Source organism: Thalassoglobus polymorphus, assembly GCF_007744255.1.
In the GTDB taxonomy this organism is placed as follows: domain Bacteria; phylum Planctomycetota; class Planctomycetia; order Planctomycetales; family Planctomycetaceae; genus Thalassoglobus; species Thalassoglobus polymorphus.
Map to the genome: position 1 here is coordinate 4,588,826 of NZ_CP036267.1, position 21,433 is coordinate 4,610,258.

A 21,433-nucleotide genomic window follows, 5' to 3' on the forward strand; every position below is an offset into this window, starting at 1 on the left:
TTCATCTTGCAAGTTCGCTTTCCGCCGCCTCATCTCTTCTGCTGATACGGAATGAATGGTGCAACCCAGACAAAAGGTTTTCCAGCTTCGTCAAGCATGATTTTACTGGTCAACCGAGCTTGCCGCACGACCGACTCCATCACCAGAGACCAGGCAGTTTGCTTGGTGGGATACGAGACGTTGACCGTGGCAACATCGATTTCTTTTTGCTGACAAAGTCGAAAGTCGATCAGAATGGGTGTTTTCGTTTGTGATGCAATCGCCTCAAGAACTCGTTGCAATGCAGCCTCTTCAAAGCCGGTTTTCACAAACTCGTAAAGCTTTGGAACGATTTGATTTCGAGGGACAGACTGGTCGGTCTCCCAACCGACCGGCCAGGCATCCTTCACGGACTCCAGCGATTCGATACTCAGCTGAATTGAAGCATCGGGCATTCGCTGAGGCCGAAATCCAAATCCGTGCTCTCGCAGCATGACCGCCAAAGCTGTCCCGGTAGAGATTCCTTTGAGCTCTTGCGAGAGTTTCGCTGACTCGACCTTGAAGAATTTTTCCCTGGCATCTGGATGGACGATTACAGGGTATCTCTTATCGATGGGAAGCTTGTCCAGAATGTCCTTCAACTGTTCGCCGTTGACTTCTGTCGCAATTGGAGTGCTGAGCGCATTAACGACCGCGTCAAATTGCTCCTGATTGAGTCCCCAGAATTTCTGACCGTCTGGAGCACCTTGAGCACCGAAAACTTTGAGTTGATTCAGCCACGCTTCTATCGCAGCAGCTTCGTTCATCTGAAATGATTTTCCGGGGAAGTTTAAGGTCCCCTTTCGGTCAAGTTCGCCAATCACTTTCAAAACACGAAACGTCCCCCGTTTCGTCTCTTTGATTTCTGGCTTATCACTTGGCAACGGCTGGCGAATCTGAACAGACTCTCCCATCTTTTCAAACACTCGGCCCCACTGCTGTGCTTGTAGAGGATTCCCCGTGATTTGCGGGAGCATGATTTCGATAGTCAGAATCGTTTTGTCTGCGGGGTTCTGCGCAGAAGCAGATCGTTGTGACAGAATGACAAGCGTCGCAAAAACAACGATGAAAGACGCGAATGAATAATAGCGTCGCATAGAACTGTTCCCGAAGAGAGATGTGAATCATCTCTATCCTACGGAGACACGCCAGTTCCTCACAAGAGCTCTTTTACCAAGTCGAAACTTGCGATGCCAGAATCGCTTGTCATCGACGCGATTCGCAGCTCAAAAGGACTCTCCGGACTCTGGTGGGAGTTCTTCTTGCGACTCTTCGAACTGTGAGATTTTTTCGTACATTTCTTCGGGGGTCAGCTTCTCGCTGACAAAATATTCTCCATTCATCCAGCGATACAGATCGACATTTTTGCAGTTGGGGCTGCAAAACGGGAAGATCGCTGAATTCCCATCAATTTCGATGGGAAGCTCTTTATCGCAAATCGGGCAAGGAAGTCGGTGAATCATGTCTGACCTGAAGATCGTCTCTGAGAGTCATGAGAACCAGTCCGAAAACCTCTGGAACAGCCGCTTTCCTCAACGTTTGAGAGAGCAATTTCAAGTTTCGGGATCAGTTCTGAAATATGTATTTCAGTGGGAATCAAAATGAGGAATTCTCACGAAGTCAATTCTTCACACAGCTACAAAAGTGTACGCCTCGATATCGCAGCGACACCGAAACGAGCAGATAATGAAGTCATGCAATCTGTTGCTAACAGACTCGACAAGCATTGAAGATGCCCTAAAACTCAGCGTTGTTCGGAGTCCGTGGGAACGGGATGACGTCGCGAATGTTTTGCATTCCGGTCAAGAGCAGGATCATGCGTTCGAGCCCCAGTCCGAAACCGGCATGCGGCACACTTCCGTAACGGCGTAGATCAAGATACCACCAATACTCTTCAGGATCGAGTCCACACTCTTGAAAGCGTGCTTCAAGAACATCTAGACGATGCTCCCGTTGGCTGCCTCCGATAATTTCACCAACACCGGGAACGAGGACATCCATCGCGCGAACCGTTTTGCCATCCTCGTTGCAGTACATGTAAAATGGTTTGATACTGCGAGGATAATCAAAGACAATGATCGGCTGCTTGAAGTGTTCTTCCGTGAGCCATTTTTCATGCTCAGCCTGCAAGTTTGAGCCCCAGGAAACAGGGTACTCCCATTCCTTTCCGCTATTCAAAATCAGTTCGACTGCCTCTGTATAAGAGATGCGTTTGAACTCATGCTCCAGGATGTTGTTCATTGTCTCCAGAACCGTTTTGTCGATGCGGTCATTGAAGAACTGCATATCCTCAGCACATTCATCCAGGCATCGCCTCACGATCGTTTTGATGAAGTCCTCTGCAAGTTGCATGTTTCCATCGAGATCACAGAAGGGGACTTCCGGCTCAACCATCCAGAATTCAGCCAAGTGCCGAGTCGTGTGAGAATTTTCTGCCCGGAAGGTGGGACCGAATGTATAGATAGGGCCGACGGCGGTTGCGTAAATTTCACCTTCAAGTTGACCAGAGACAGTCAGCGACGCATGCTTCCCGAAGAAGTCCTGTGTGTAATCGACCGGTTTACCATCCGTCGAAGGAGGCAATGTCGTCACAGTGAACATCTCCCCTGCGCCCTCGCAGTCACTTGTCGTGATGATCGGTGTTTGCACATTGAGAAAACCACGCTCCTGGAAAAAATCGTGGATTGCACGGCAAACACAATTACGCACACGTGCGATAGCACCGAAGGTGTTCGTTCGAGGTCTGAGGTGGGCAATTTCTCGTAAGAATTCGAAGCTGTGCCGTTTCTTTTGAAGTGGATACGACTCGGCATCTGCGGTGCCAAGAACTTCGAGAGTCTTCGCCTGCATTTCGACACGCTGTTTGGCTCCGGGAGATTCCTTCAACTCTCCGGTCACGCGAACACTCGCTCCCGTAGTGACATCTTTAATGGAGTCTTCGTAATTCGGAACATCGGCATCGACGATGATCTGCAAGTTTGACATACAGGACCCGTCGTTGAGCTCGATGAAGGAGAACCCACCTTTGGAGTCACGCCTTGATCGGACCCACCCGGAAACATCGACTTGCGTTCCGGGGGCGACTTCGTACAACAAGCTGGCAACACGTGGGTTGACGGCGGTCATCAATTTGCTCCTTCGAATTTCCTACCATTTGCACACTCAAGGTGTACAGCTCAGCGATTTCTTACGGCAGGATTTACTCTTCATCCTTGCCTGTTTTGCCGCGAAAATACAACCGGATTGGAACTTCCTTGAAAGGAAGCTTTTCCCGCATGTACCCCATTAAAAACCGTTTCCAGTTCTTGTCAAACAACTTGGGTTCGTTGCACTTCATGACGATGGTCGGCGGCTCTGTTGCAACTTGCGTCGAATAGAAAATCTTGCCGCGTCGATTGTTCTTATATCGCGGTGGATTCGCCTTATACGCTTCTGCGACAACCTTGTTCAATCGTCCTGTCGAGATCCGCACGCGAGACTGTTTGTAGATCGTCTGCGACAGGTTGATCAGTTGCTTAATATTCCTGCAATCTTTGGCAGTGATGAAAGCAACCGGGACATGCCGCAGCATCGAGAAGGTCGTGAAGAGATACTCAGCCCACTTCTCGCTCGTCATCTCTTCTTCGAGTCCAAGATCCCATTTATTCACAACAAAGATACAAGGCTTGGCGGATTCGACAATTTTATCCACCAGTTGCTTGTCGACACGAGAAATCTTCTGGCTGGCATCGAAGAAGACCATCACAACATTCGCACGACGAATACTTTTCTGGGCGCGGACCAGACCATAGAACTCAATGTCGTTCGCAAGGCTTTTCTTTTTTCGAACGCCCGGTGTATCAATCGCGACAAAGGACTTATCGTCAAGCTCGAAGCGAATGTCGACGCTGTCTCGAGTGGTGCCAGCGATTTCGCTGACGATCATACGATCGGTTTCTGCCAACGCATTGATAAATGTACTTTTCCCGACATTTCGGCGTCCGACAATCGCCAGCTTCAGTTCAGGAGACTCTGATTCAGTGTCACCTGCAGTAGCTTCATCGTCATCAGCTTCAGGGAGCATCCCGACGGTCAGGTCAAGAAGTTCTGCACGGTGACGGTTCCCTTTCACGCTTGTCTGAATCATCTCGCAATTGATCAGACGCTGAAACTGGAACATGTCCGGGTCGAGTTTGGGCGAATCGCACTTGTTCACAACCAGTAGCTTGGGAACTTCAATTTTGCGGAGTCGGTTCGCAACGGTTTTATCGAGCGGAGTAATTCCCTGTTGGCCATCGACCACGAATAAAATCAGGTCTGCTTCTGCAAGCGCGAAATCGATCTGGTGCTCAATATCTTCACTGAGATCGTCTGAATCAACAATTCCGATCCCTCCGGTGTCGACAAGTTCGAAGTATCGATCCTTGTAATGCATCAGATATTCAACACGATCCCGGGTCACGCCAGCAGTGGGGTCCACGACAGAGACGAACTTACCCGCCTGCCAGTTCATGATTGAACTCTTGCCCACATTCGGGCGACCAACAATTGCAACTTTCGGGATAGCCATGAGATTGATCGGGTGAGTGAGGCGTTTTAGCAGGGATCACTTCAATTCCAGAACAATACCGCGAAACCGCTGCCATTGCTCAGGTGAAGATCACTCATTCAGGGTTAGAGCATTTTCAATATTTGCCGGGCCTGTGAAGATCACTTTCATGACTTCATAGACTGCTCGCCACGAGGCAAAACGCATAGGCCAATATTGAATCGACTCTAGTGAGTGCAATGTCCTTTCTCCACATTTAGGGAGCAGACTACAGGAATCGTAAGCATCGAGCGGTTTTAAAGAAAGCGCCGCTGTGACCGCATGTGAAAAATGGGCAGATGTTGTGGTTTGATGACCGAAAATTGCTGAAATGAGACGACATCGTCCGATGGGTGGGGCTGATCCGGGCAGAATCAGCCCCGCTCTCCGTTCCACAAGCGAAACCTGGACATGAATTAAGGAACCAGTTTAAGAACAGTTCCCGGCTTCAAGCTTCTCGGATTTCGAGTTGTTTCTGGATTTGCTCGCCTCAATTGCTCCACTGCTCGGACTGTGCCGAAGAACTGGACCGCGATTCTCTCCAATGAATCTCCCGGCTGAACAACGTAGGTTCGGACCTCCCTTTGCTGTATTTGATGGGTCACTTCATCAGATCTTCGCTCGGAGAGAAACGGTGTGCGCCCCGGGTTGCGAAATTTCGGCAGATTCTCCGGCAGAACTTCTGCGGAGTTTTCCTCCTTCAGCACTTCCCCCTCTTTATTCTCGACGAGAACTTCTGTCTGCGAAGACTGGGGGGTGGAATCAGATCTCGGGATACGTAGCTCTTGGCCCAGACGCAGGTCATCAGGACTGTTCAATTGATCTTTGTTTGCCTCATAAATATCGAGATAGCGGCTGTAACTTCCAAAGGTTTTCATCGAGATTCCCGAAAGTGTATCTCCCGGTTGAACTCGATATGTCTGGACTCCAGCATGAGATTTCGGGTCCGGTTTGCGAGCAGGTGTTGGGACGATTTCTTTGACTTTGGGGCGATCGGGGTTTTCTGCTGGAAGGATCTCCGCGATTCCCGCATCGGGAGAAATGACGACTGCCTGCGAGTTTTGAGCGTTGTTTGTTTCGATTGCGATCGTTTCACTTTTACGGACGGAGGGCAAAACGTTTTTCTTCTGAGAAGGTTGGTTCAGTTGCGCCAACGATTTCTTTCCATCTCGTTGAGTCCCTTCCTCCCGCAGCGTACGGATTTGGACAAAGTCAGCATGTTGATGCTCGTCTTGCTGGGGATGTGAATCGCTGCGTGCTGAGGGCTGTACGAAACCACCACGCGGGAAGCAGAACGCGATCGCAAACCCTATTACGAGCATTCCTAATGCGAGTCCAAGTTTTGCATCACTTCGCATATCGTGTTGCTTTACCAGTGGCAGCTTAAATCTGTAGCAGTTGTCGCATCCACATCTCGAAGATTTTCATGCTATCTGTGCCCGTGATGTACACGTTTCTCTCATAAAATTGCTGTTCGACACGAGGCAGAACCTGAACACCTATTCGGAAGATGTCCTATCAATCAGATCGGCAGCGAGAGCGGTTCGGCTCAATGAACTGGAGAGACTTGAGACCGATTCTGCTATTTGGCCAAAGATTGTAACAATTACTCCGGTCTTACATGCGCATTCGTGCTTTCTCTCGAAAGCCAAATGCACCTGCCCCCATAAATTTAGATCAAATGTTACGATTGTGTCTTACAGAATTTTGCTGGCGGACTCGACACGCGGGTCTTTTCGAAAAACTTATTCGCAATCGGTCTCTTGAAGTTCAGGTTCTCTTTGCAAAGAGATGGTCAGGACTTTGAACGAGCAATTTCGCTGGCTTTGCGATATCCTTTTGTCGACAGGCAATACCATTTTTGCCCGATGCCAATTCAGGCGACCGTCGGGCAGGCTGCTCAGGAGTCTCTGAGAGCACTTGAAGAGGTCACGAACGAGTCTTCCATGAATAACGAATCTGCTCCATCTGTGAAGTCCAGTCCGATGAATCAGGTGGATGTCGATTGGCAGTTCATGGCGGAATCGATCACGCTCCGCATTCGCTGGTTTGGTTTGATCGTTGGCTATTTGCTGGTCAACGTTCTGTCACCAAACGAGAGTCGCCCCTATCTCAACGGAATCCTGAGTCTCGGGGCTGCCTATGCCTTGTTCGACCTGACATGGCACAGGAAAGGGAAGGTGTTTCTCAGTCGGGTGCCGATCTTCATCTCCCTGATGGAAGCAGTCTTCATTGGATTGCTCTGCTATTTCGATGATGGAACCGATAGTGCTTTTCGCTTCTACTATTTTCTCTCCCTGCTGATCTGCGCACTCACCTATTCGCCCTCGGTGACCTATTCGACATTTGCATTGCATGCGGTCAGCTATTCAACCTTGGCGTATATGTCGGAAATCACATCACGCCGCGAATATGAGTCGTTAATTCTGATGCTCATTTTCATGGGGTGGGTCACGTGGGCCGGGACTTCCATCGCGATTCTTTTACGCCGGACTGGTCGACGTTTAACGAACCTCAACCTCGAGTTGGAAGATCGCATCGCTCGCAGAACAGGAGAGTTACAGCAGTCGCAGGCAATGCTCATTCAACAGGAAAAGCTGGCAGCCTTCGGACTCCTCGCTGCGGGAATTGCTCACGAAGTGGGAAACCCGCTGACGGCAATTAGCTCGCTGGTCCAGATGATGAATCGAAAAAAGCATGATGAAAAAACGCACGAGCGACTTGGTCTGATTGATGAACAACTCGGCAGAATTCAGAGAACACTCCGCGAATTGATTGAGTTCTCACGACCTGGAACAAAAGTGTCGCAGAAGATCGACGTTCACGAGGTCGTGCGAAATGCACTCGACATTGCCAAGTATTATAAACGCAAGAAGGGGAAAACCATAAAAACGGAATTCCCTGAAAACCTTCCCACCATCACTGCCATCCGGGATCAAGTGCTACAAGTCTTTCTCAACCTGATCTTGAATGGATTGGATGCAACTGAGGAAGGGGGCACGATCGAAATCATCACGCGTGCGCAAAACGGGAAGGTTGAGATCGACTTTTGCGACAATGGTCACGGGATCGACACTGAAAGCCAACACCGGATTTTCGAACCTTACTACACAACTAAAAACAGCGGAACCGGGCTCGGTTTGTTTGTGTGTCGAAACATCGTCCGCTCCAGCAATGGTGAGCTATCACTCGTGCGATCTTCACGCAAATTCGGAACAGTCTTCCGGGTCACACTACCTGCCGACGAATAAAGCATTTCAATGCTTTTCATGCGATGAATCACTCATCTCATGGGAGAGCGTTCAGACAGCTTCATCATAATATAAGCAGGATGCCGCGATCAGGCTGACACTTCACGCAACTTCGAGAATGACCGAACTCGCTTGGCCGATCATTGTGAAGTTCACGCTCGCAAACAGCTTGTTATCGGTTGTCCTGGCCTGACCAGCCACAAGATCGATCCCCAGTGATTCATCCGGAGATGAGCTGTGAAGGGTTCCAGGGATTTTCCCTTCGCGAAGTGCCAGGATAGAACCTGCAATCTCCAGAAATCCGCTTCCAGCTCCGGAGTTCCCAAGTTGTCCTTTCAGGGACGTGATCGGAACGTTGACATCCTGAAGTAATGTTCGATAAGCCTTGGCTTCTTCAGCATCACCAATTGTCGTTCCTAACCCATGAGCATTGATATGCCCAAGATCGGCTACAGAAAGGCCCGCGCGTTTGAGCCCCGCAGAAATTGTGTTGACAACGGCCTGAGCCTGATCGGTTGTCCCATCTGCTCGGGCGACGCAAGACGATGCTCCACTGTGCAGTCTTGCATAAATCGTGGCTCCGCGAGCCTTGGCGTGCTCTTCTTCTTCAAGAAGCAAGCTTCCGGAACTTTCAGCAACGACTTGACCACTTCGATTTTTATCAAAGGGTTTGCAGCTAGCAGAAACATCATCTGCATCGTAACCAAGTTCGTCCCAGAGCCGTGAATGCAATGTCCGCATCGTGTGCAATCGCGTCCCGGTTCCTCCAACGACCATCATCTCTGCTGTTCCACGTTCAATGATGTTGAGAGCTTCTGTCATCGCAACACCAGGAGACGCTTCGTCCAAAGTGATGGAGTTATTCGGACCACGAGCATCGATGAAAATCCCGATATGACAGGCAGGCATGTTCGGCAGATACTTCAGCATCCAGAGAGGTTCCATCGCTTTGAGGCCATCCGCCCCCCAGCGATTCGAATCAAACTTCCCACTCTCTTCATCTACGCAACTCAGGCACGCTTCCGCAAGCGTAACAGGCGGATAGAACATCAGATTGGCGCCGAAGTCGACTCCGAGCCGTGAGTGATCAATTGCTTCGAGATCGAGCCCCGAATCTTCGAGTGCCAATAAGGCTGCAGCGGCGCCCATCTGGACTTCGCGGCACATGACCTTGATGCTTTTCTTTTGATCTTTGCTTTTGAAATACTGCTTCTTCAGAGACTTCTCATCAAAGTCTTTTACTTCACCGCCAACGCCATGAAATGCCACATGCCGCGAAGGGGATTCAACTTCGCCGATTCCAGAACGCCCTGAAAGCAGAGCTTCACCAAAGTCTGCACGACTATTTCCAATCGGGGAAATCATCCCGATGCCAGTCACGACCACACGTCGATTTCGATTAGTAGAACTCATTACAGAATGTGATCTCAAAAAAAATGCCAAACCCCACCATCACAGTCAACGACATTATCGGGACCATGAAACAAATAGACTCAGATTGATGCGTGACCAATCCATCTCAAATCGACGAAAACATGTCACTCCAGAATCATCGACAGATTTTTCAAGCGCATCAATAGAAACGTCCCGCCATCGAATTGCTGGCCTGAAGATTCTACTCCAACCAGCAAAATCGACACAACCAGTACAACCTGAACCGAGACCTCAAAGCCTGTCATCGACAAGAGTGTTACTTACCGCCACCTTCACGAAGTCGCGGGTCTGTTGCCTCTTGCAGACCTTCTCCGATGAGATTGTACGCAAGGACGGTAAAGAAAATCGATAGTCCCGGAAAAAGAATCAACCACCAGTTCTGGTAGTTTGATTGCCCCAGACGTAAGAGCTTCCCCCAGCTAGGGTTGGGTGGAGGCGCCCCGAATCCGAGATAACTGAGTCCAGATTCGATCAAGATCGCCGCAGCGATCCCAAATGTGATCGGAACCAAGACCGGAGCAAGGGCATTTGGAAGCAAATATTTGTACATAATCCGGGTGTTCGGAACCCCCAGAACTCTGGCAGCTGCGACGTATTCCATCTGCTTGAGCTTCAAAAACTCTGCACGGGTCAGCCTCGCAATCCCGGTCCAGCCAGTCATTCCGATGACTGCCATCATTTGCCAGATATTCGGGCTTTCAATGACTGCAATGAGGGCCAGAATCAGCACGAGTGCCGGAATACACATTACGACTTCAATAATTCGGCTGATGACCGTATCGACCCAACCTCCGAAAAAACCGGCAAGTGCTCCCAGGGTAATCCCGATCGCTGAGGCGATTCCCATCGAGACAAATCCGACCAGCAATGCGGTCCGTGTCCCGTGGACCATCTGAGCAAAGACATCAACGCCTCGCGTGTCGGTTCCAAAGAAATTGAGGGACGACGGCTCGCCAGCCTGCGGATTTGCGGGGCGACCAGGCCATTCATCTTCTTCGACTTGTCGAGTCGGATCGTTAAAATTGAGTGGCCAAATGGCCCAGCTTTCAGGGTCTTTTTCTTTGAGCGTGTTGGGGTAACGCTTCTGAAAATGATCTTTGGTAAAGACGGCTTCCCAGCTCGGGCTGAAGTATCCCATCGCAGGGAAATAGAGATTCCCTTTGTACTTCGCGATGATCGGTTTCGTTCCGACGATTGCGGGCGAGAAAAATGCAACCAGTGCGAGAAAGAGCACGAACGCGAGTGCCGTCATAGCCAACTTGCGTTGACGAAACTGCCCCCAGGCTTCCTTCCAGAATCCCGGAGATTTCTTCAACATTGTAATTTCAATAGTTGTTTCAGGTTGAGAATTCATGACTGGCTGTCCAATCGAATTCTTGGATCGACGATGGCATAAAGTACATCAGCCAGCAGCTGAGCAGCCAACGTGAGAACTGCAAACATGAGGGTCAGTCCCATCACGGTCGGATAATCTCGGTCGTTAATTGACAAGAAGAACTGTCGTCCAATCCCGGGCCAGGTGAAGATCTGTTCGATGATCACAGATCCACTCAAAAGTGAGGGAAGCGTCAGCCCCAAGAGAGTGACGAGTGGAATGAGTGTATTTCGAAATGCGTGGTGCCACAAAACCTTCACGTTACCCAGTCCTTTCGAGCGGGCTGTCCGGATGTAATCTTGCCGCAGCACTTCCTGCAGATTTGCTCGAACAAATCGAGAGTAATAAGCGAGACTGCCATAGGTGTAGACCGTCACAGGCAGGAACGCGTGCCAAGCTAAGTCTTTCACCTTTTCGAATGTTGAAAGCGATTCGTAATTATCGCTCACCATTCCAAACAACGGAAAGATCTCATACTCGACAGACAGGTACAGCTGAAGAAATAGAGCCGCAACAAAACTGGGGAATGAGTACAGCATATATAAAACCGTACTGATCACCCTTTCGTCGGTTTGTCCATTTCGGGCAGCTGAATAAATTCCGATCGGAATCGACAGGATGAATGTCAGCAACAGGGAAGGAACGGAGAGCAGTAAGGTCGGACCGATCCGCTCTCCGATCATGTCTGCGACCGGTTTTTTATGAGAGAACGAGCGACCAAGATCACCCTGCAGGACGTTGCCGACCCACAGGACGTACGCTTCCGGCCACGGCTTATCTAGACCGTATGCCGCAGCGAGTTCCTGGAGCCGTTGCTCGGACATTTGCTTGGTCGGATCTTGCTCTGCCATATCCACAGTGAGTGGAGTCCCAGGCATACTGCGAATGAGCCCATAAATCACAAACGTGATTAATAAAAGCGTAAAGGCTCCAATCGCGATCCGTCTCACGATGTAACTTAACATGTCACAGTTTCCACATACTCGAATCAATCCATTTCATCTTGAAAAGCACGTTGCGTTATTGCTCCGTGTAGATGGAATCAAATCCGGGGCTGTAACTGTAGGGACCGCGTGGACTGAATTCGTACCCGCGCAGATCCTTGCTGAATCCATAGAATGCTGACCGATAGTACAACCATGTGTACGGCTGCGCTTCCCAAAGGATGTCGTCGATCTTCCGGTAATACGTTGCACGCTTGTCGCGCTCTAATTCAAATTTCGCTTTGGCGAATAACTCGTCAACCTCTTTGTTTGAGTATCTGACGTAGTTTCGTTGCTCGCCTGTTTTCCAGAGGTTTTCCGTCGAGTATGGATCTGCTCCTGTTCCCCACCCGGCAAACTGAGCCTGAAACTTTCCTTCTCGAGCCCTCTCCTGCATGACAGTGAATTCGGTTGGCTGCACAGTGCAAGAAACACCAATTCGACCAAGACTTTCTTTGAGGGAGGTACAGATGTCGATCCTCAATTGTTGTGTCGAACACATGATTGAAAACTCGAATTTGATTTTCTTGCCGTTGATTTCCTTCTCGCGAATTCCGTCGCCGTCGTTATCGATCCAGCCTGCTTCATCGAGGAGTTGTGCAGCTTTCTCAAGATCTTGTTTATATGGCGTTCGCGGTTTGACCGGACCCGCCCACGAATCTTTGTGATACTCACTCGTCGACTGAGGATACAAGCCGTAGCAAAGGGTGTTGAGAATGTAGTCATAATCAACGGAATACGACATTGCTTTTCGGACTCGCTTATCCTTGAAGAAGGGTGTTTGCATATTCCACCCCAGGTAGTAATAGACCCACTGCTCGCCGCGGGCTTTCGTATTCAAATTATAGAAATCATCATCTGTGGTCTGGTCAGTCCACTGCTCAGGCTGAAGCTCCATCTCTTCGATCTTGCCCCCTTTGAGAGCCAACAGAGCGGTGTTGGAATCTTCGATGACTCTGAAGCGAATCGTTTTGAAATGAGGCTTGCTTCGCACCTGTTTGCCTTTGTACATGTACCAGTCTTCGCGTCGTTCAAGAACGATTTCTCGTCCCTTCAGGCGTTTCACCATTTTGTAAGGACCGCCACAAACCGGGTTCTCTTCATATTTCTGGTGATACTCTGAATCTGCCAGTGTCGGGTCTTCATCGATCGATTTTTCGTAGATGTGTTTTGGGACCACAGGGAAGTTAAGATTCCAGACATTGGTCGCCAGCGGGTCTTTGTGGAAATAAACCAGCGTATGGTCGTCGTACGCTTCGACCCAGCGAATCGTTTCCATCCCTGTCCGAACGGCTGGAATCGGAATCTTTGGGTTCATGATCATCTTGAAAGAGAACTCGACATCATGGGCTGTGATTGGAGTCCCGTCTGACCAGACGAGGTCATCACGAATGACAACTTTGTCATACAATTTATCTTCGCTCGTTTGCCAAGAGACAACGACTTCACTTGGCGCAAATGGATCCATGACTCTGTCGATACCAAACAGTCCAAAGCCGGTCAGGCCAGTCACCCAGAATTCGTAAGTCGAACTGCCCATCACAGGGTTTGATGATTTGATGTCGGCTGGAAGCAATCGATTGATTTCGGCATCGTAGTCAATGACGCTATCGGACTTTGGCAACTGTCCCATGGCGCTGAGAATCTTCTCATTCGTCTCGTTCGAGACATTCTTGAGTTTCAGCGCTTCCTCGACTGTTGCTAAAGGTTTTTCCTTCGCCTGCTCCTCAAGCGTTTTCTCCATCGCACTGTAGACAGGACGATCTTCCCACTTCACTTTCGCGTCCAACTCTTCCAAAGCTGGGGCGTCGAAGGGTTCAAGAAGAACTTCTTCTTCTGTGGATTCCCCACTTCCTCCTGTACCAGGATAGTCGGGTTTCGAGGGGCACCCCGAACACAGAATCACTAATGAAAAGAAAAGTGTCAAAAAGAGAGAGGAACTCGATACGCGGGTCCGCATTGGGAAGGCATCCTTTGCAACTGGTCTTCAATCCGTTTCCGCTGTTGAATTCTTCGCCGAATCCAAAAACAGCAGGCTATTCCGAGGTCAGTATGATGGATATTGGCAAACAGGGCGAGTTGCGACAAGAGCGAAAGGTGTTTCAGGCAAAATGAGCCATAAAATTTTTGAGCAATCTCAGAGCTTTTCTGGCCCTGCCCGGGGCTGAAGAAGAAGCAGAGGAAAAGGCGGATTCTCAACTCTTACAGAATTCTTACATTCGTTTTACGAGTTCCTGACCACTCACTTTCAGTTTTTGCATCTAATAACTGTCATGAACGCTCCGTTCATTTTTCGCGATCCGGAAGCCTTACGTCGTCAATCTTTCCTATACTCCGGGGAGTCGACACCAGATTTCGGGATCTGCTTGAAAACGTTCTCTTGAGAAGGAATCGAACGATGAAGATGAATTTCAAAGCAATGATGGTCACAGGCCTGGCAGTCGCCTTGATGCACGCCGGGACGACTCACGCGGAACAGGTCACGTTAGACGTCTCTCCGGCTTACACTGTTCTCAAGTCAGGAAAGAAACAGACGACGTGGATTCGCGTCGGCGTGACAGGCTTCGAGATGAAAGCCGACAAAGAGCGGGCTCCGGTCAATGTCGCCATTGTTCTCGACAAGTCTGGATCAATGAGTGGTGAGAAGATTGCAAAAGCCCGTGAGGCAGCCATGGGAGCGATTGACCGCCTTGGCCCAAACGACATTGTGACCGTGGTCACCTACGACACGACCGTCAATGTTTTGGTTCCAGCAACGAAGCTGACAGACAAAGCGTACGTCAAAGCAGCCATCGCCGGTGTTAACTCAGGTGGTGGGACGGCGTTGTTTGCAGGTGTCAGCAAAGGGGCTGCGGAGATTCGAAAGTTCCTCGAGAAAGAACGAGTTAACAGAATCATCCTGCTTTCTGATGGACTGGCAAACGAAGGACCGAGTTCACCAAGCGAACTGGGAGCCTTGGGAGCCTCATTAAAAAAAGAAGGCATTTCGGTTTCCACACTCGGTTTAGGACTCGACTACAACGAAGACCTGATGGCTCAACTGGCGAGTAAGAGTGGTGGAAATCATGAATTCATTGAACGTGCTACAGAGCTCGCAGACATCTTTAATCGCGAATTCGATGACGTCACTTCGGTTGTCGCACAAGAAGTGAGCATCAAAATTGTGGTCCCCGAAGGAGTTCGGCCAGTTCGTGTCTTGGGCAATGATGCCGAGATCGCTGGTCAGAACATCCAGCTCCTGTTCAATCAGCTCTATAGCAAGCAAAACCGCCATGTCGTTCTGGAAGTTGAAGTCCCTCCATCAGAAAATGGTCAAAAATTGTCGCTCGCGAAAATTTCAGCGAACTACCACAACATGCAAAGTGGTAAGACGGACAGTTTGAGCGGTGCGGCATCTGTGAAGTTCAGCGACAAGGACAAACTTGTTGAAAAATCGCTGGACAAGAAAGTCATGGAAGATGTTGTTGTCTTCGTTGCAAATGAGCAAAACCGACTGGCGACAGATTTCCTTGATGCAGGCGATCTCTTTAAGTGTGCCCGGACGCTTGAAGAGAGCAATATTTTCCTGAAAGAGAACGCCCAAAAACTCGGAAGAAGCGCGAAGCTCGAAGCGATTATCATCTCGAACGGTGCTCAGGTTCAGGCACTCAAAAATCGAGATGTGAACCGTGCTCGAAAAGACATGCGGTACCTCCAGAATTCCATTGACCTCAACACATCCGAGATTTCATCGAAGTTGCAAGTTCAGGAGCCAGTCCAATCACCCGCTCCACCGACTCCAAGAAATCCTTAAGTCGCGTAGAACATTTTTGGAGATGGTGTACGCGTTCCGTCTCGTGAGAACAAGCTATTCGTCAAATGAAAGAAGATTCTCGCTAAGACAGGGACTAAGTAAGTGTTCGAAAGAGACGAAAATTCGAACCATTGAAGCCTCATATTCAACCGCTTCAAATAAGTTCGTAGCCACGCCACTACGGATCGAGACACTTTTCCGAGAATCAATTTCTTGATCACTCCATTATCCTGAGAACCGACAGACTTGTTCAGGGCAAGGCAATGCCTTGAACAAGTTTTTTTCTGACAGCCTGCTCAGGCCGCACATAAGTTCTCCGTATTTCTTCGTTCATCAGGAACAGCTTGGTACACTTTTGAATGTGAATCGTTCGTCCAAATTTCTACTGGCGCTCCTCGTACTTCTCCCGCTTGGACTTTTCGCGTGGGGAGGAGTTCGTCTCGCTGCGCACGAACGTGAACGTGTGCAGGCGAACATTCAACAACTGCTGACGAATCAACTCGCCGAGATCGACCGTTCGATCGCTGGACAGTTTGATGCGTTCGCTGCCGATTTACAGCAGTTGACCGCTATCGATGAATACGACGCCGATCAACTCCGCGACATCGCCCGCAACGATGCTCGTGTATTTCAAATGTTTGTGATCAACCCGGATGATGCTCTGATCTATCCATCTCCGCTTGGGCCAGTGACTGCTGTCGAAAGGGACTTCCTTCTGAAAGCGTCCGACCTCATCAACGATCGACAAATTCAACGTTCCCAGCGCACAAGTCGAGCCCCCAATCGTGACGCAAACGACAAAGGGTCTTACCAGAAATTGAGCAAAAAACAGAAAGGCGTCAGTCAGACCGAGACGCAAAATTCCGGAGACTGGTTTGTCTGGTACTGGGGGCCGGGAATCAATTTAATCTACTGGCAAAGAAGGCCTAATAATCACATCGTGGGAGTGGCCGTTGATCGATCCCGCTGGATCGCTGATGTCATTGCCAAACTTCCGGACACACCTGTCCCGGTCATCGATTCGAAGTCAACTTTGTCTCGGCATCAAATTGTTGAATCTGGCCGTGAAGTGATTTACAAATGGGGAGCGTACTCACCGGCTCTCGAAGAGTTGCCTGCTGCCGAGTATCGCCTCGCAGCCCCGCTCTCTGCATGGCAACTTCAAACCTATGTTCCTTTGAATCTCATGACAGCCGGGCAAAGTGGGACATTCAACTTAATGGCTGGTCTCGTATTAAGCGGGTTCGCCTTGATAGGGTTGGCCTACGCAATTGATCGACAATACGGCCACGAATTACGGGAAGCGGCTCGTCGTGTCAGTTTCGTCAATCAGGTTTCGCACGAATTACGCACACCATTGACCAACATTCGGATGTATGCGGAACTCCTGGAGCATGACTTTGATTCTCTGGAGCCGGACACATCGCATTCGCGCAGCCGACTCAACGTGATCCTCTCAGAATCGCAACGACTGACACGGCTGATCGGAAACGTCCTCACGTTCGCTCGGCAGGAAAAACAGACCTTGCAAGTCTGCCGAAACCAGGTCGTAGCCGATGACATCATCCAGAATGTTGTCGATAGTTTTCGACCTTCTTTAGAACAAAAACAGATCGCAGTTGAGCTCGACTTACAGAGTTCGCACCCGGTTTCTCTCGACGCCGATATTCTTGAACAGATCCTTGGAAACCTGATCAGCAATGTCGAGAAATACGCTGCGGATGGGAACTGGATGAAAATTCGCAGCTCTCAATCAGAAACAGAAGTAACCATCAGCGTGACCGATCGTGGGCCGGGAATTGCGCCTTCACATTGCGACCAGATTTTTGAACCGTTCTGGCGAGCATCGAACGATCTCAGCCAGTCGGCTGGGACCGGAATCGGACTCACGATTGTGAGGTCTCTCGCGCGATTACATGGTGGAGATGTCCATATGAATTCGTCGAAGTCACAAACAGAATTCACTGTCACCCTGGGAACGGTCGTCACAGCAGGAGAAAGAAATGAAGATTCTGATCGCTGAGGATGATATCTACACCCGCGATGGTCTCGCAGAAGTGATGAGGGGAGAAGGCTATCAAGTTTTCACAGCCGGTTGCGGGCGCACTGCCATGAAGATGTTTGAAACTCATCAACCAGACTGTGTCTGCCTGGACATCATGATGCCGGAGCAGAGTGGCTTTGAAGTCTGCCGAAAAATTCGTGCCCTGTCACCCACATTGCCAATTCTCTTTATCAGTGCCAAATCAGAAGAAGTGGACCGGCTCGTCGGGTTTGAGCTGGGTGCAGACGACTTCATCTCGAAACCGTTTAGTGTTCGCGAAGTGATCGCCCGGATTCGAGCTGTCACACGACGCGCGATGGGGAGCCAACCAACACCACCTCAACCATTCATGATGAATGATTTGGAAGTCTTTCCCGCAGAACTCCGAGCCAAGCGAGGCGAGGCCGTCATCGAGTTAAGCTTGCGTGATGTAAAAATCCTCGAACTCTTACACTCGCGTCCCGGGCAAGCTGTTGACAGGCGAACATTGTTCAAGGTTGCCTGGGGGGAAAGATACCTGCCTAGCAGCCGAACGCTCGATCAACACATCTCACAACTCCGCAAGCGAGTTGAAGTCGACCCCAGACATCCTCTGCTGATTCAGACAGTTCACGGGGTTGGATACCGGTTTGAAGTCCCAGCGGAATCAAAAGCATCGAGCTGATCACAACCACGGCATCACTTTTGCGTGTCATGGAATTTCCATAACATGCGATTCAGTCAGCCGTGTCTCTAGAACCAGTCCGAAAACCTCTGGAATAGCCGCTTTCCTCAACGTTTGAGAGAGCATTTTCACGTTTCAGGACCAGTTCTAAAATAAGGTGTTTTTTCAGGATGCAGGAATTTTTCACGGACTGGGGAGGCTGGATTTTCGGAGCGTCGGTCTTGATGTTTCTGGGAAGCTTATGGTTTGTTTCCTGGTTAATCATCCGCCTTCCATATGATTATTTTCTGACGCACAATGTTGGAGTGCGGCACGCGAACCATCTTGTCCATTACTTGTGGCTGCTGGTACGTAATCTGTTTGGAATCCTGCTGATTGCCTCCGGAGTCGCCATGCTGGTGCTTCCAGGACAGGGGGTGATCACCATCCTGCTTGGGCTGTCGCTAATGGCGTTCCCGGGAAAAAATCGGATTCTGCGTTGGATTCTTGAACGAAAGAGTGTCCGAAAAACAATGAACTGGATTCGCCGCAAAGCGAAAAAACCGCCACTGGTCTTTGAACTCGTTCTAGGATTTGAAGGTTCCTCAAACGATGATCGGCAACAGCTCGGTCGATCCCGGTTGGACGTGACGGGTAATGATGTCGCCAAGTAAGGTTGTTTGGGTGACATCGTGAATCGCAATCTCTGCGAGAGTTCCAGCGAGACGCTCATTCCCATCGAACACAACAATACGGTCACACTTTGTGCGGCCGACGAGTTGCTGTTTCGGTGAAATTTCCGGACGAGGCTTGCTCGCTACTCCATCAATTTGCACAAGATCGTTTTCATCGGGATGGCTGGCAGGATAGCCAACCGGTTCCGCTCCACCATGCCAACCGGGCAAGTCTGCTTGCTCAAGAGTTTCAGCCTCTGCCTTCTCTCGATTCAGTTTGACGGCGTGCTTACTCGGACCTTCGACAAGCACTTCAACCGTCCGTCCGACGAACTCCGCGTTGTCTTCCCCGCTGATCTCATTCTGCAACCGAAGCAACTCGTTGTTCCGACGTTTCTTCACTTCTTCGGGCACATCGTCTTCGTACAGGCTGAACGCTTTCGTGCCGGGGCGTGGGCTATACTTGAAGATGAAGCTGTTCTTGAAACGGAACTCTCGAACCGCGTCGAGGCACTTCTCGAAGGACTCATCAGTCTCTTTACAGAAGCCGACAATAAAGTCACTGGACACCGCACAACCAGGCAGGATCTCATTGATTCGCCCCATCATTTCGCGATAGTCGTCCACCGTGTAACCACGCTTCATGAGCTTGAGTTGCTCATCGCAGCCATGTTGCAACGGCACATGCAGATACCGAGCAACTTTCGGCAAGTCACGAATTGCTTCCAGAAGATCGGTCGTCATATCCTTGGGATAGTTGGTCACAAACTTGAGCCGTTCAATCCCCGGCGTATCGTGAACGAGTGCGAGCAGATCGCCCAAGCGGCTTTGCTTGCCATCTTCGGTATGCTTGTAGGAATTGACAGTTTGACCGAGGAACGTGATTTCCTTCACTCCCTGATCAGCGAGCGTTCTCACTTCCGAAGCGATCTCCTTCGGAGATCGTGACTGCTCCGGCCCACGCGTATTCGGGACGACGCAATAAGTGCAAAACTTGTCGCAGCCAATCATGATCCGTACAAACGCCTGCCATGGACTCGGACGCATTGTTGGATCGCGAAGTGGATCGTAACTTTCAAAAGTTCCGGCGACCTGATCACGTGACCCTTCTTTGCGATTTAAAGAGACAGCCAACGTTTTCTTGCGAGTCTTGCGGACCTGGTCTACGAGGGACGGAATCTCAGCCAGTTGTCCCGTTCCAACAACCAGGTCGACATGCGGAGCCTTGTCGAAAACCGTTTGCTGATCCTGCTGAGCCATACAGCCGATCACTCCAATCACAAGATTCGGACGCTTTCGCTTTCCGTACTTGAAACGACCGACAGAGCTGTACGTTTTGTGTTCTGCATGTTCGCGCACGCTGCAAGTATTGAACAAAACAGTATCCGCTGATTTCGGATCGTCGCACAATTCATAACCTTGCTGCTTGAGTGCAGCCACGACGAGCTCGCTGTCCAGAACATTCATCTGGCAGCCGACAGTTTCGATATAAAGTTTCCCGTTATGTTCCATGGGACTGATTTCGTTCAGGTTCGAATCGCAACAAATAAGCGTGCATAGATAAAAAGATAGCCATACCGAGGCCGCGTTGGCTCGGATGTTGGCGCTCATTGTGACTTGTTCAAGAGGAATAGGAAAGGCAAATCGAGGCAGACTCCGACCAGGAATTGATGCAGGCCGAGAAAGATTCGCTGTGAATCCACGAAATCGGTAGAGTAGCGTTCTACCAAGCTTTGAATACCATGCGAATTTAGCGAACCTGGCAGGTTCGCCGTCGTTCACCAGAATCAAAGCAACATCTCAGATAAACAGAGACACATCAGTCCTGAAACTGGTTGCTCAGCTTCGCTAACTCATAACTCCCATCTCCATTATGACGATCCACCCGAAAATCCTCACTGATTTACTTGATGAGCTCGCAAGTGGGTCGCGTTCGGTCGACGAGATTCAGAAATCAATACTTCAACAGCTCGAATCGACGCCCACTCAGGCGGATGAAACAGTTCGGCTCGATCTCGAACGCCTCGATCGCTGCGGCTATCCGGAAGTGATCTACGCTCCGGGGAAAAGCCTCGAAGCGCTCAATGAAGGGTTTCAGGCACTCCTCTCCGCCAATCAGAACTGTCTGGCAACAAGATGTTCTGAATCGCAGGGAGAATCTTTGAAAAAAAATTTCCCCGGTGCGATTTACGATACAGTTGCACGAACAGTGCGCATTCAACTGCGCGATCAGCGAGCAGGTCGCGTTGCAATTGTGACTGCTGGAACGTCTGATCGTCCCGTTGCGCTGGAAGCATTGGAAACACTTCGCTGGATGAACGTCGAAGCGGAACTCTTAATGGATGTCGGCGTTGCAGGTCCTCAACGATTCCTGGGCGTCAAACACAAATTAACAGACTGTGATGCCGTTGTGGTTGTCGCAGGAATGGAAGGAGCTTTGCCATCTGTTGTGGCGGGCTGGCTCAGCTGCCCGGTCATCGCAGTTCCAACTAGCGTCGGTTACGGAGCAGCTTTCGGAGGAGTGGCAGCGTTACTCGGCATGCTTAACAGCTGTGCCTCGAATGTCGCAGTCGTCAACATTGATGCTGGCTTCAAAGCCGCCTATCTGGCCGGAATGATTGCGCAACGTCCCACGAAACAACAGTCTTGAC

The 21,433-nt window shown here is 50.0% G+C and carries 16 protein-coding genes; 6 read left to right on the forward strand and 10 right to left on the reverse strand.

The features are described 5' to 3' along the window. Positions 1 to 29 precede the first annotated feature (29 nt). From Mal48_RS16525 to Mal48_RS16545, 5 genes are all read right to left on the reverse strand, one after another. Positions 30 to 1,115 (reverse strand): hypothetical protein, encoded by a 1,086-nt coding sequence (locus Mal48_RS16525; RefSeq protein WP_145202000.1) that lies wholly within the window; start codon positions 1,113 to 1,115, stop codon positions 30 to 32. 129 nt (positions 1,116 to 1,244) lie between these two features. After that, complete coding sequence (gene yacG / locus Mal48_RS16530; RefSeq protein WP_145202004.1) at positions 1,245 to 1,481, reverse strand: DNA gyrase inhibitor YacG; 237 nt, start codon at positions 1,479 to 1,481, stop codon at positions 1,245 to 1,247. Positions 1,482 to 1,755: 274 nt separating this feature from the next. Continuing rightward, positions 1,756 to 3,144 carry an asparagine--tRNA ligase gene (gene asnS, locus Mal48_RS16535; RefSeq protein WP_145202007.1) on the reverse strand — a complete coding sequence of 463 codons (1,389 nt, stop codon included), beginning with the start codon at positions 3,142 to 3,144 and terminating at the stop codon, positions 1,756 to 1,758. A 73-nt stretch (positions 3,145 to 3,217) separates the two neighbouring features. Continuing rightward, entirely contained in the window at positions 3,218 to 4,567 is a 1,350-nt protein-coding gene (gene der / locus Mal48_RS16540) for a ribosome biogenesis GTPase Der (RefSeq protein ID WP_145202010.1), read from the reverse strand. Positions 4,568 to 5,001: 434 nt separating this feature from the next. Beyond that, positions 5,002 to 5,943, reverse strand: coding sequence for a LysM peptidoglycan-binding domain-containing protein (locus Mal48_RS16545; protein ID WP_145202013.1), 942 nt, complete (start codon positions 5,941 to 5,943; stop codon positions 5,002 to 5,004). Between the two features lie 510 nt (positions 5,944 to 6,453). On the opposite strand from Mal48_RS16545, the gene Mal48_RS16550 reads away from it, so the two are divergent. Next, positions 6,454 to 7,836 carry a sensor histidine kinase gene (locus tag Mal48_RS16550; protein ID WP_145202016.1) on the forward strand — a complete coding sequence of 461 codons (1,383 nt, stop codon included), beginning with the start codon at positions 6,454 to 6,456 and terminating at the stop codon, positions 7,834 to 7,836. Between the two features lie 102 nt (positions 7,837 to 7,938). Here the strand turns inward: Mal48_RS16550 and Mal48_RS16555 are convergent, their stop codons facing one another. The 4 genes from Mal48_RS16555 to Mal48_RS16570 all read right to left on the reverse strand — a co-directional run bounded on the left by Mal48_RS16555 (position 7,939) and on the right by Mal48_RS16570 (position 13,588). After that, positions 7,939 to 9,249: a beta-ketoacyl-[acyl-carrier-protein] synthase family protein gene (locus tag Mal48_RS16555; protein WP_145202019.1), complete on the reverse strand. Its 1,311-nt coding sequence runs from the start codon at positions 9,247 to 9,249 to the stop codon at positions 7,939 to 7,941. A 277-nt stretch (positions 9,250 to 9,526) separates the two neighbouring features. After that, the gene (locus Mal48_RS16560; protein WP_231739638.1) at positions 9,527 to 10,588 is read right to left on the reverse strand and encodes an ABC transporter permease; all 1,062 of its coding nucleotides are present in this window, start codon (positions 10,586 to 10,588) and stop codon (positions 9,527 to 9,529) included. Positions 10,589 to 10,620: 32 nt separating this feature from the next. Then, positions 10,621 to 11,610: an ABC transporter permease gene (locus Mal48_RS16565; protein WP_145202025.1), complete on the reverse strand. Its 990-nt coding sequence runs from the start codon at positions 11,608 to 11,610 to the stop codon at positions 10,621 to 10,623. A 55-nt stretch (positions 11,611 to 11,665) separates the two neighbouring features. After that, positions 11,666 to 13,588, reverse strand: coding sequence for an ABC transporter substrate-binding protein (locus tag Mal48_RS16570; RefSeq protein WP_145202028.1), 1,923 nt, complete (start codon positions 13,586 to 13,588; stop codon positions 11,666 to 11,668). 438 nt (positions 13,589 to 14,026) lie between these two features. Between Mal48_RS16570 and Mal48_RS16575 the strand changes: the two genes are divergently transcribed. The 4 genes from Mal48_RS16575 (at position 14,027) to Mal48_RS16590 (ending at position 18,782) form a co-directional block, all read left to right on the forward strand. Then, the gene (locus Mal48_RS16575; RefSeq protein ID WP_145202031.1) at positions 14,027 to 15,421 is read left to right on the forward strand and encodes a vWA domain-containing protein; all 1,395 of its coding nucleotides are present in this window, start codon (positions 14,027 to 14,029) and stop codon (positions 15,419 to 15,421) included. Between the two features lie 361 nt (positions 15,422 to 15,782). Further along, entirely contained in the window at positions 15,783 to 17,444 is a 1,662-nt protein-coding gene (locus tag Mal48_RS16580; protein ID WP_145202034.1) for a sensor histidine kinase, read from the forward strand. Further along, positions 17,425 to 18,129 carry a response regulator transcription factor gene (locus Mal48_RS16585; RefSeq protein ID WP_145202037.1) on the forward strand — a complete coding sequence of 235 codons (705 nt, stop codon included), beginning with the start codon at positions 17,425 to 17,427 and terminating at the stop codon, positions 18,127 to 18,129. Before Mal48_RS16580 ends, Mal48_RS16585 begins: the two co-directional genes overlap by 20 nt. A gap of 170 nt (positions 18,130 to 18,299) precedes the next feature. Further along, positions 18,300 to 18,782, forward strand: a complete 483-nt coding sequence (locus Mal48_RS16590) for a PGPGW domain-containing protein (protein ID WP_145202040.1) — start codon at positions 18,300 to 18,302, stop codon at positions 18,780 to 18,782. Here Mal48_RS16590 and miaB read toward each other — a convergent pair. Then, positions 18,714 to 20,294 carry a tRNA (N6-isopentenyl adenosine(37)-C2)-methylthiotransferase MiaB gene (gene miaB, locus Mal48_RS16595; protein WP_231740025.1) on the reverse strand — a complete coding sequence of 527 codons (1,581 nt, stop codon included), beginning with the start codon at positions 20,292 to 20,294 and terminating at the stop codon, positions 18,714 to 18,716. The genes Mal48_RS16590 and miaB overlap by 69 nt on opposite strands. Before the next feature lie 361 nt (positions 20,295 to 20,655). Here miaB and larB point away from each other — a divergent pair, with 361 nt between their 5' ends. Further along, positions 20,656 to 21,432, forward strand: coding sequence for a nickel pincer cofactor biosynthesis protein LarB (gene larB / locus Mal48_RS16600; protein ID WP_145202043.1), 777 nt, complete (start codon positions 20,656 to 20,658; stop codon positions 21,430 to 21,432). The last annotated feature ends 1 nt before the right edge of the window (position 21,433 follow it).

Coding starts and splice junctions, on each gene's coding strand:
- Mal48_RS16585 (WP_145202037.1), top strand. CDS start 17,425: ATGAAGATTCTGATCGCTGAGGATGATATCTACACCCGCGATGGTCTC.
- Mal48_RS16525 (WP_145202000.1), bottom strand. CDS start 1,115: ATGCGACGCTATTATTCATTCGCGTCTTTCATCGTTGTTTTTGCGACG.
- Mal48_RS16545 (WP_145202013.1), bottom strand. CDS start 5,943: ATGCGAAGTGATGCAAAACTTGGACTCGCATTAGGAATGCTCGTAATA.
- Mal48_RS16570 (WP_145202028.1), bottom strand. CDS start 13,588: ATGCGGACCCGCGTATCGAGTTCCTCTCTCTTTTTGACACTTTTCTTT.
- Mal48_RS16590 (WP_145202040.1), top strand. CDS start 18,300: ATGCAGGAATTTTTCACGGACTGGGGAGGCTGGATTTTCGGAGCGTCG.
- Mal48_RS16565 (WP_145202025.1), bottom strand. CDS start 11,610: ATGTTAAGTTACATCGTGAGACGGATCGCGATTGGAGCCTTTACGCTT.
- larB (WP_145202043.1), top strand. CDS start 20,656: ATGACGATCCACCCGAAAATCCTCACTGATTTACTTGATGAGCTCGCA.
- miaB (WP_231740025.1), bottom strand. CDS start 20,294: ATGGAACATAACGGGAAACTTTATATCGAAACTGTCGGCTGCCAGATG.
- Mal48_RS16560 (WP_231739638.1), bottom strand. CDS start 10,588: ATGTTGAAGAAATCTCCGGGATTCTGGAAGGAAGCCTGGGGGCAGTTT.
- Mal48_RS16555 (WP_145202019.1), bottom strand. CDS start 9,249: ATGAGTTCTACTAATCGAAATCGACGTGTGGTCGTGACTGGCATCGGG.
- yacG (WP_145202004.1), bottom strand. CDS start 1,481: ATGATTCACCGACTTCCTTGCCCGATTTGCGATAAAGAGCTTCCCATC.
- asnS (WP_145202007.1), bottom strand. CDS start 3,144: ATGACCGCCGTCAACCCACGTGTTGCCAGCTTGTTGTACGAAGTCGCC.
- Mal48_RS16550 (WP_145202016.1), top strand. CDS start 6,454: ATGCCAATTCAGGCGACCGTCGGGCAGGCTGCTCAGGAGTCTCTGAGA.
- Mal48_RS16575 (WP_145202031.1), top strand. CDS start 14,027: ATGAAGATGAATTTCAAAGCAATGATGGTCACAGGCCTGGCAGTCGCC.
- der (WP_145202010.1), bottom strand. CDS start 4,567: ATGGCTATCCCGAAAGTTGCAATTGTTGGTCGCCCGAATGTGGGCAAG.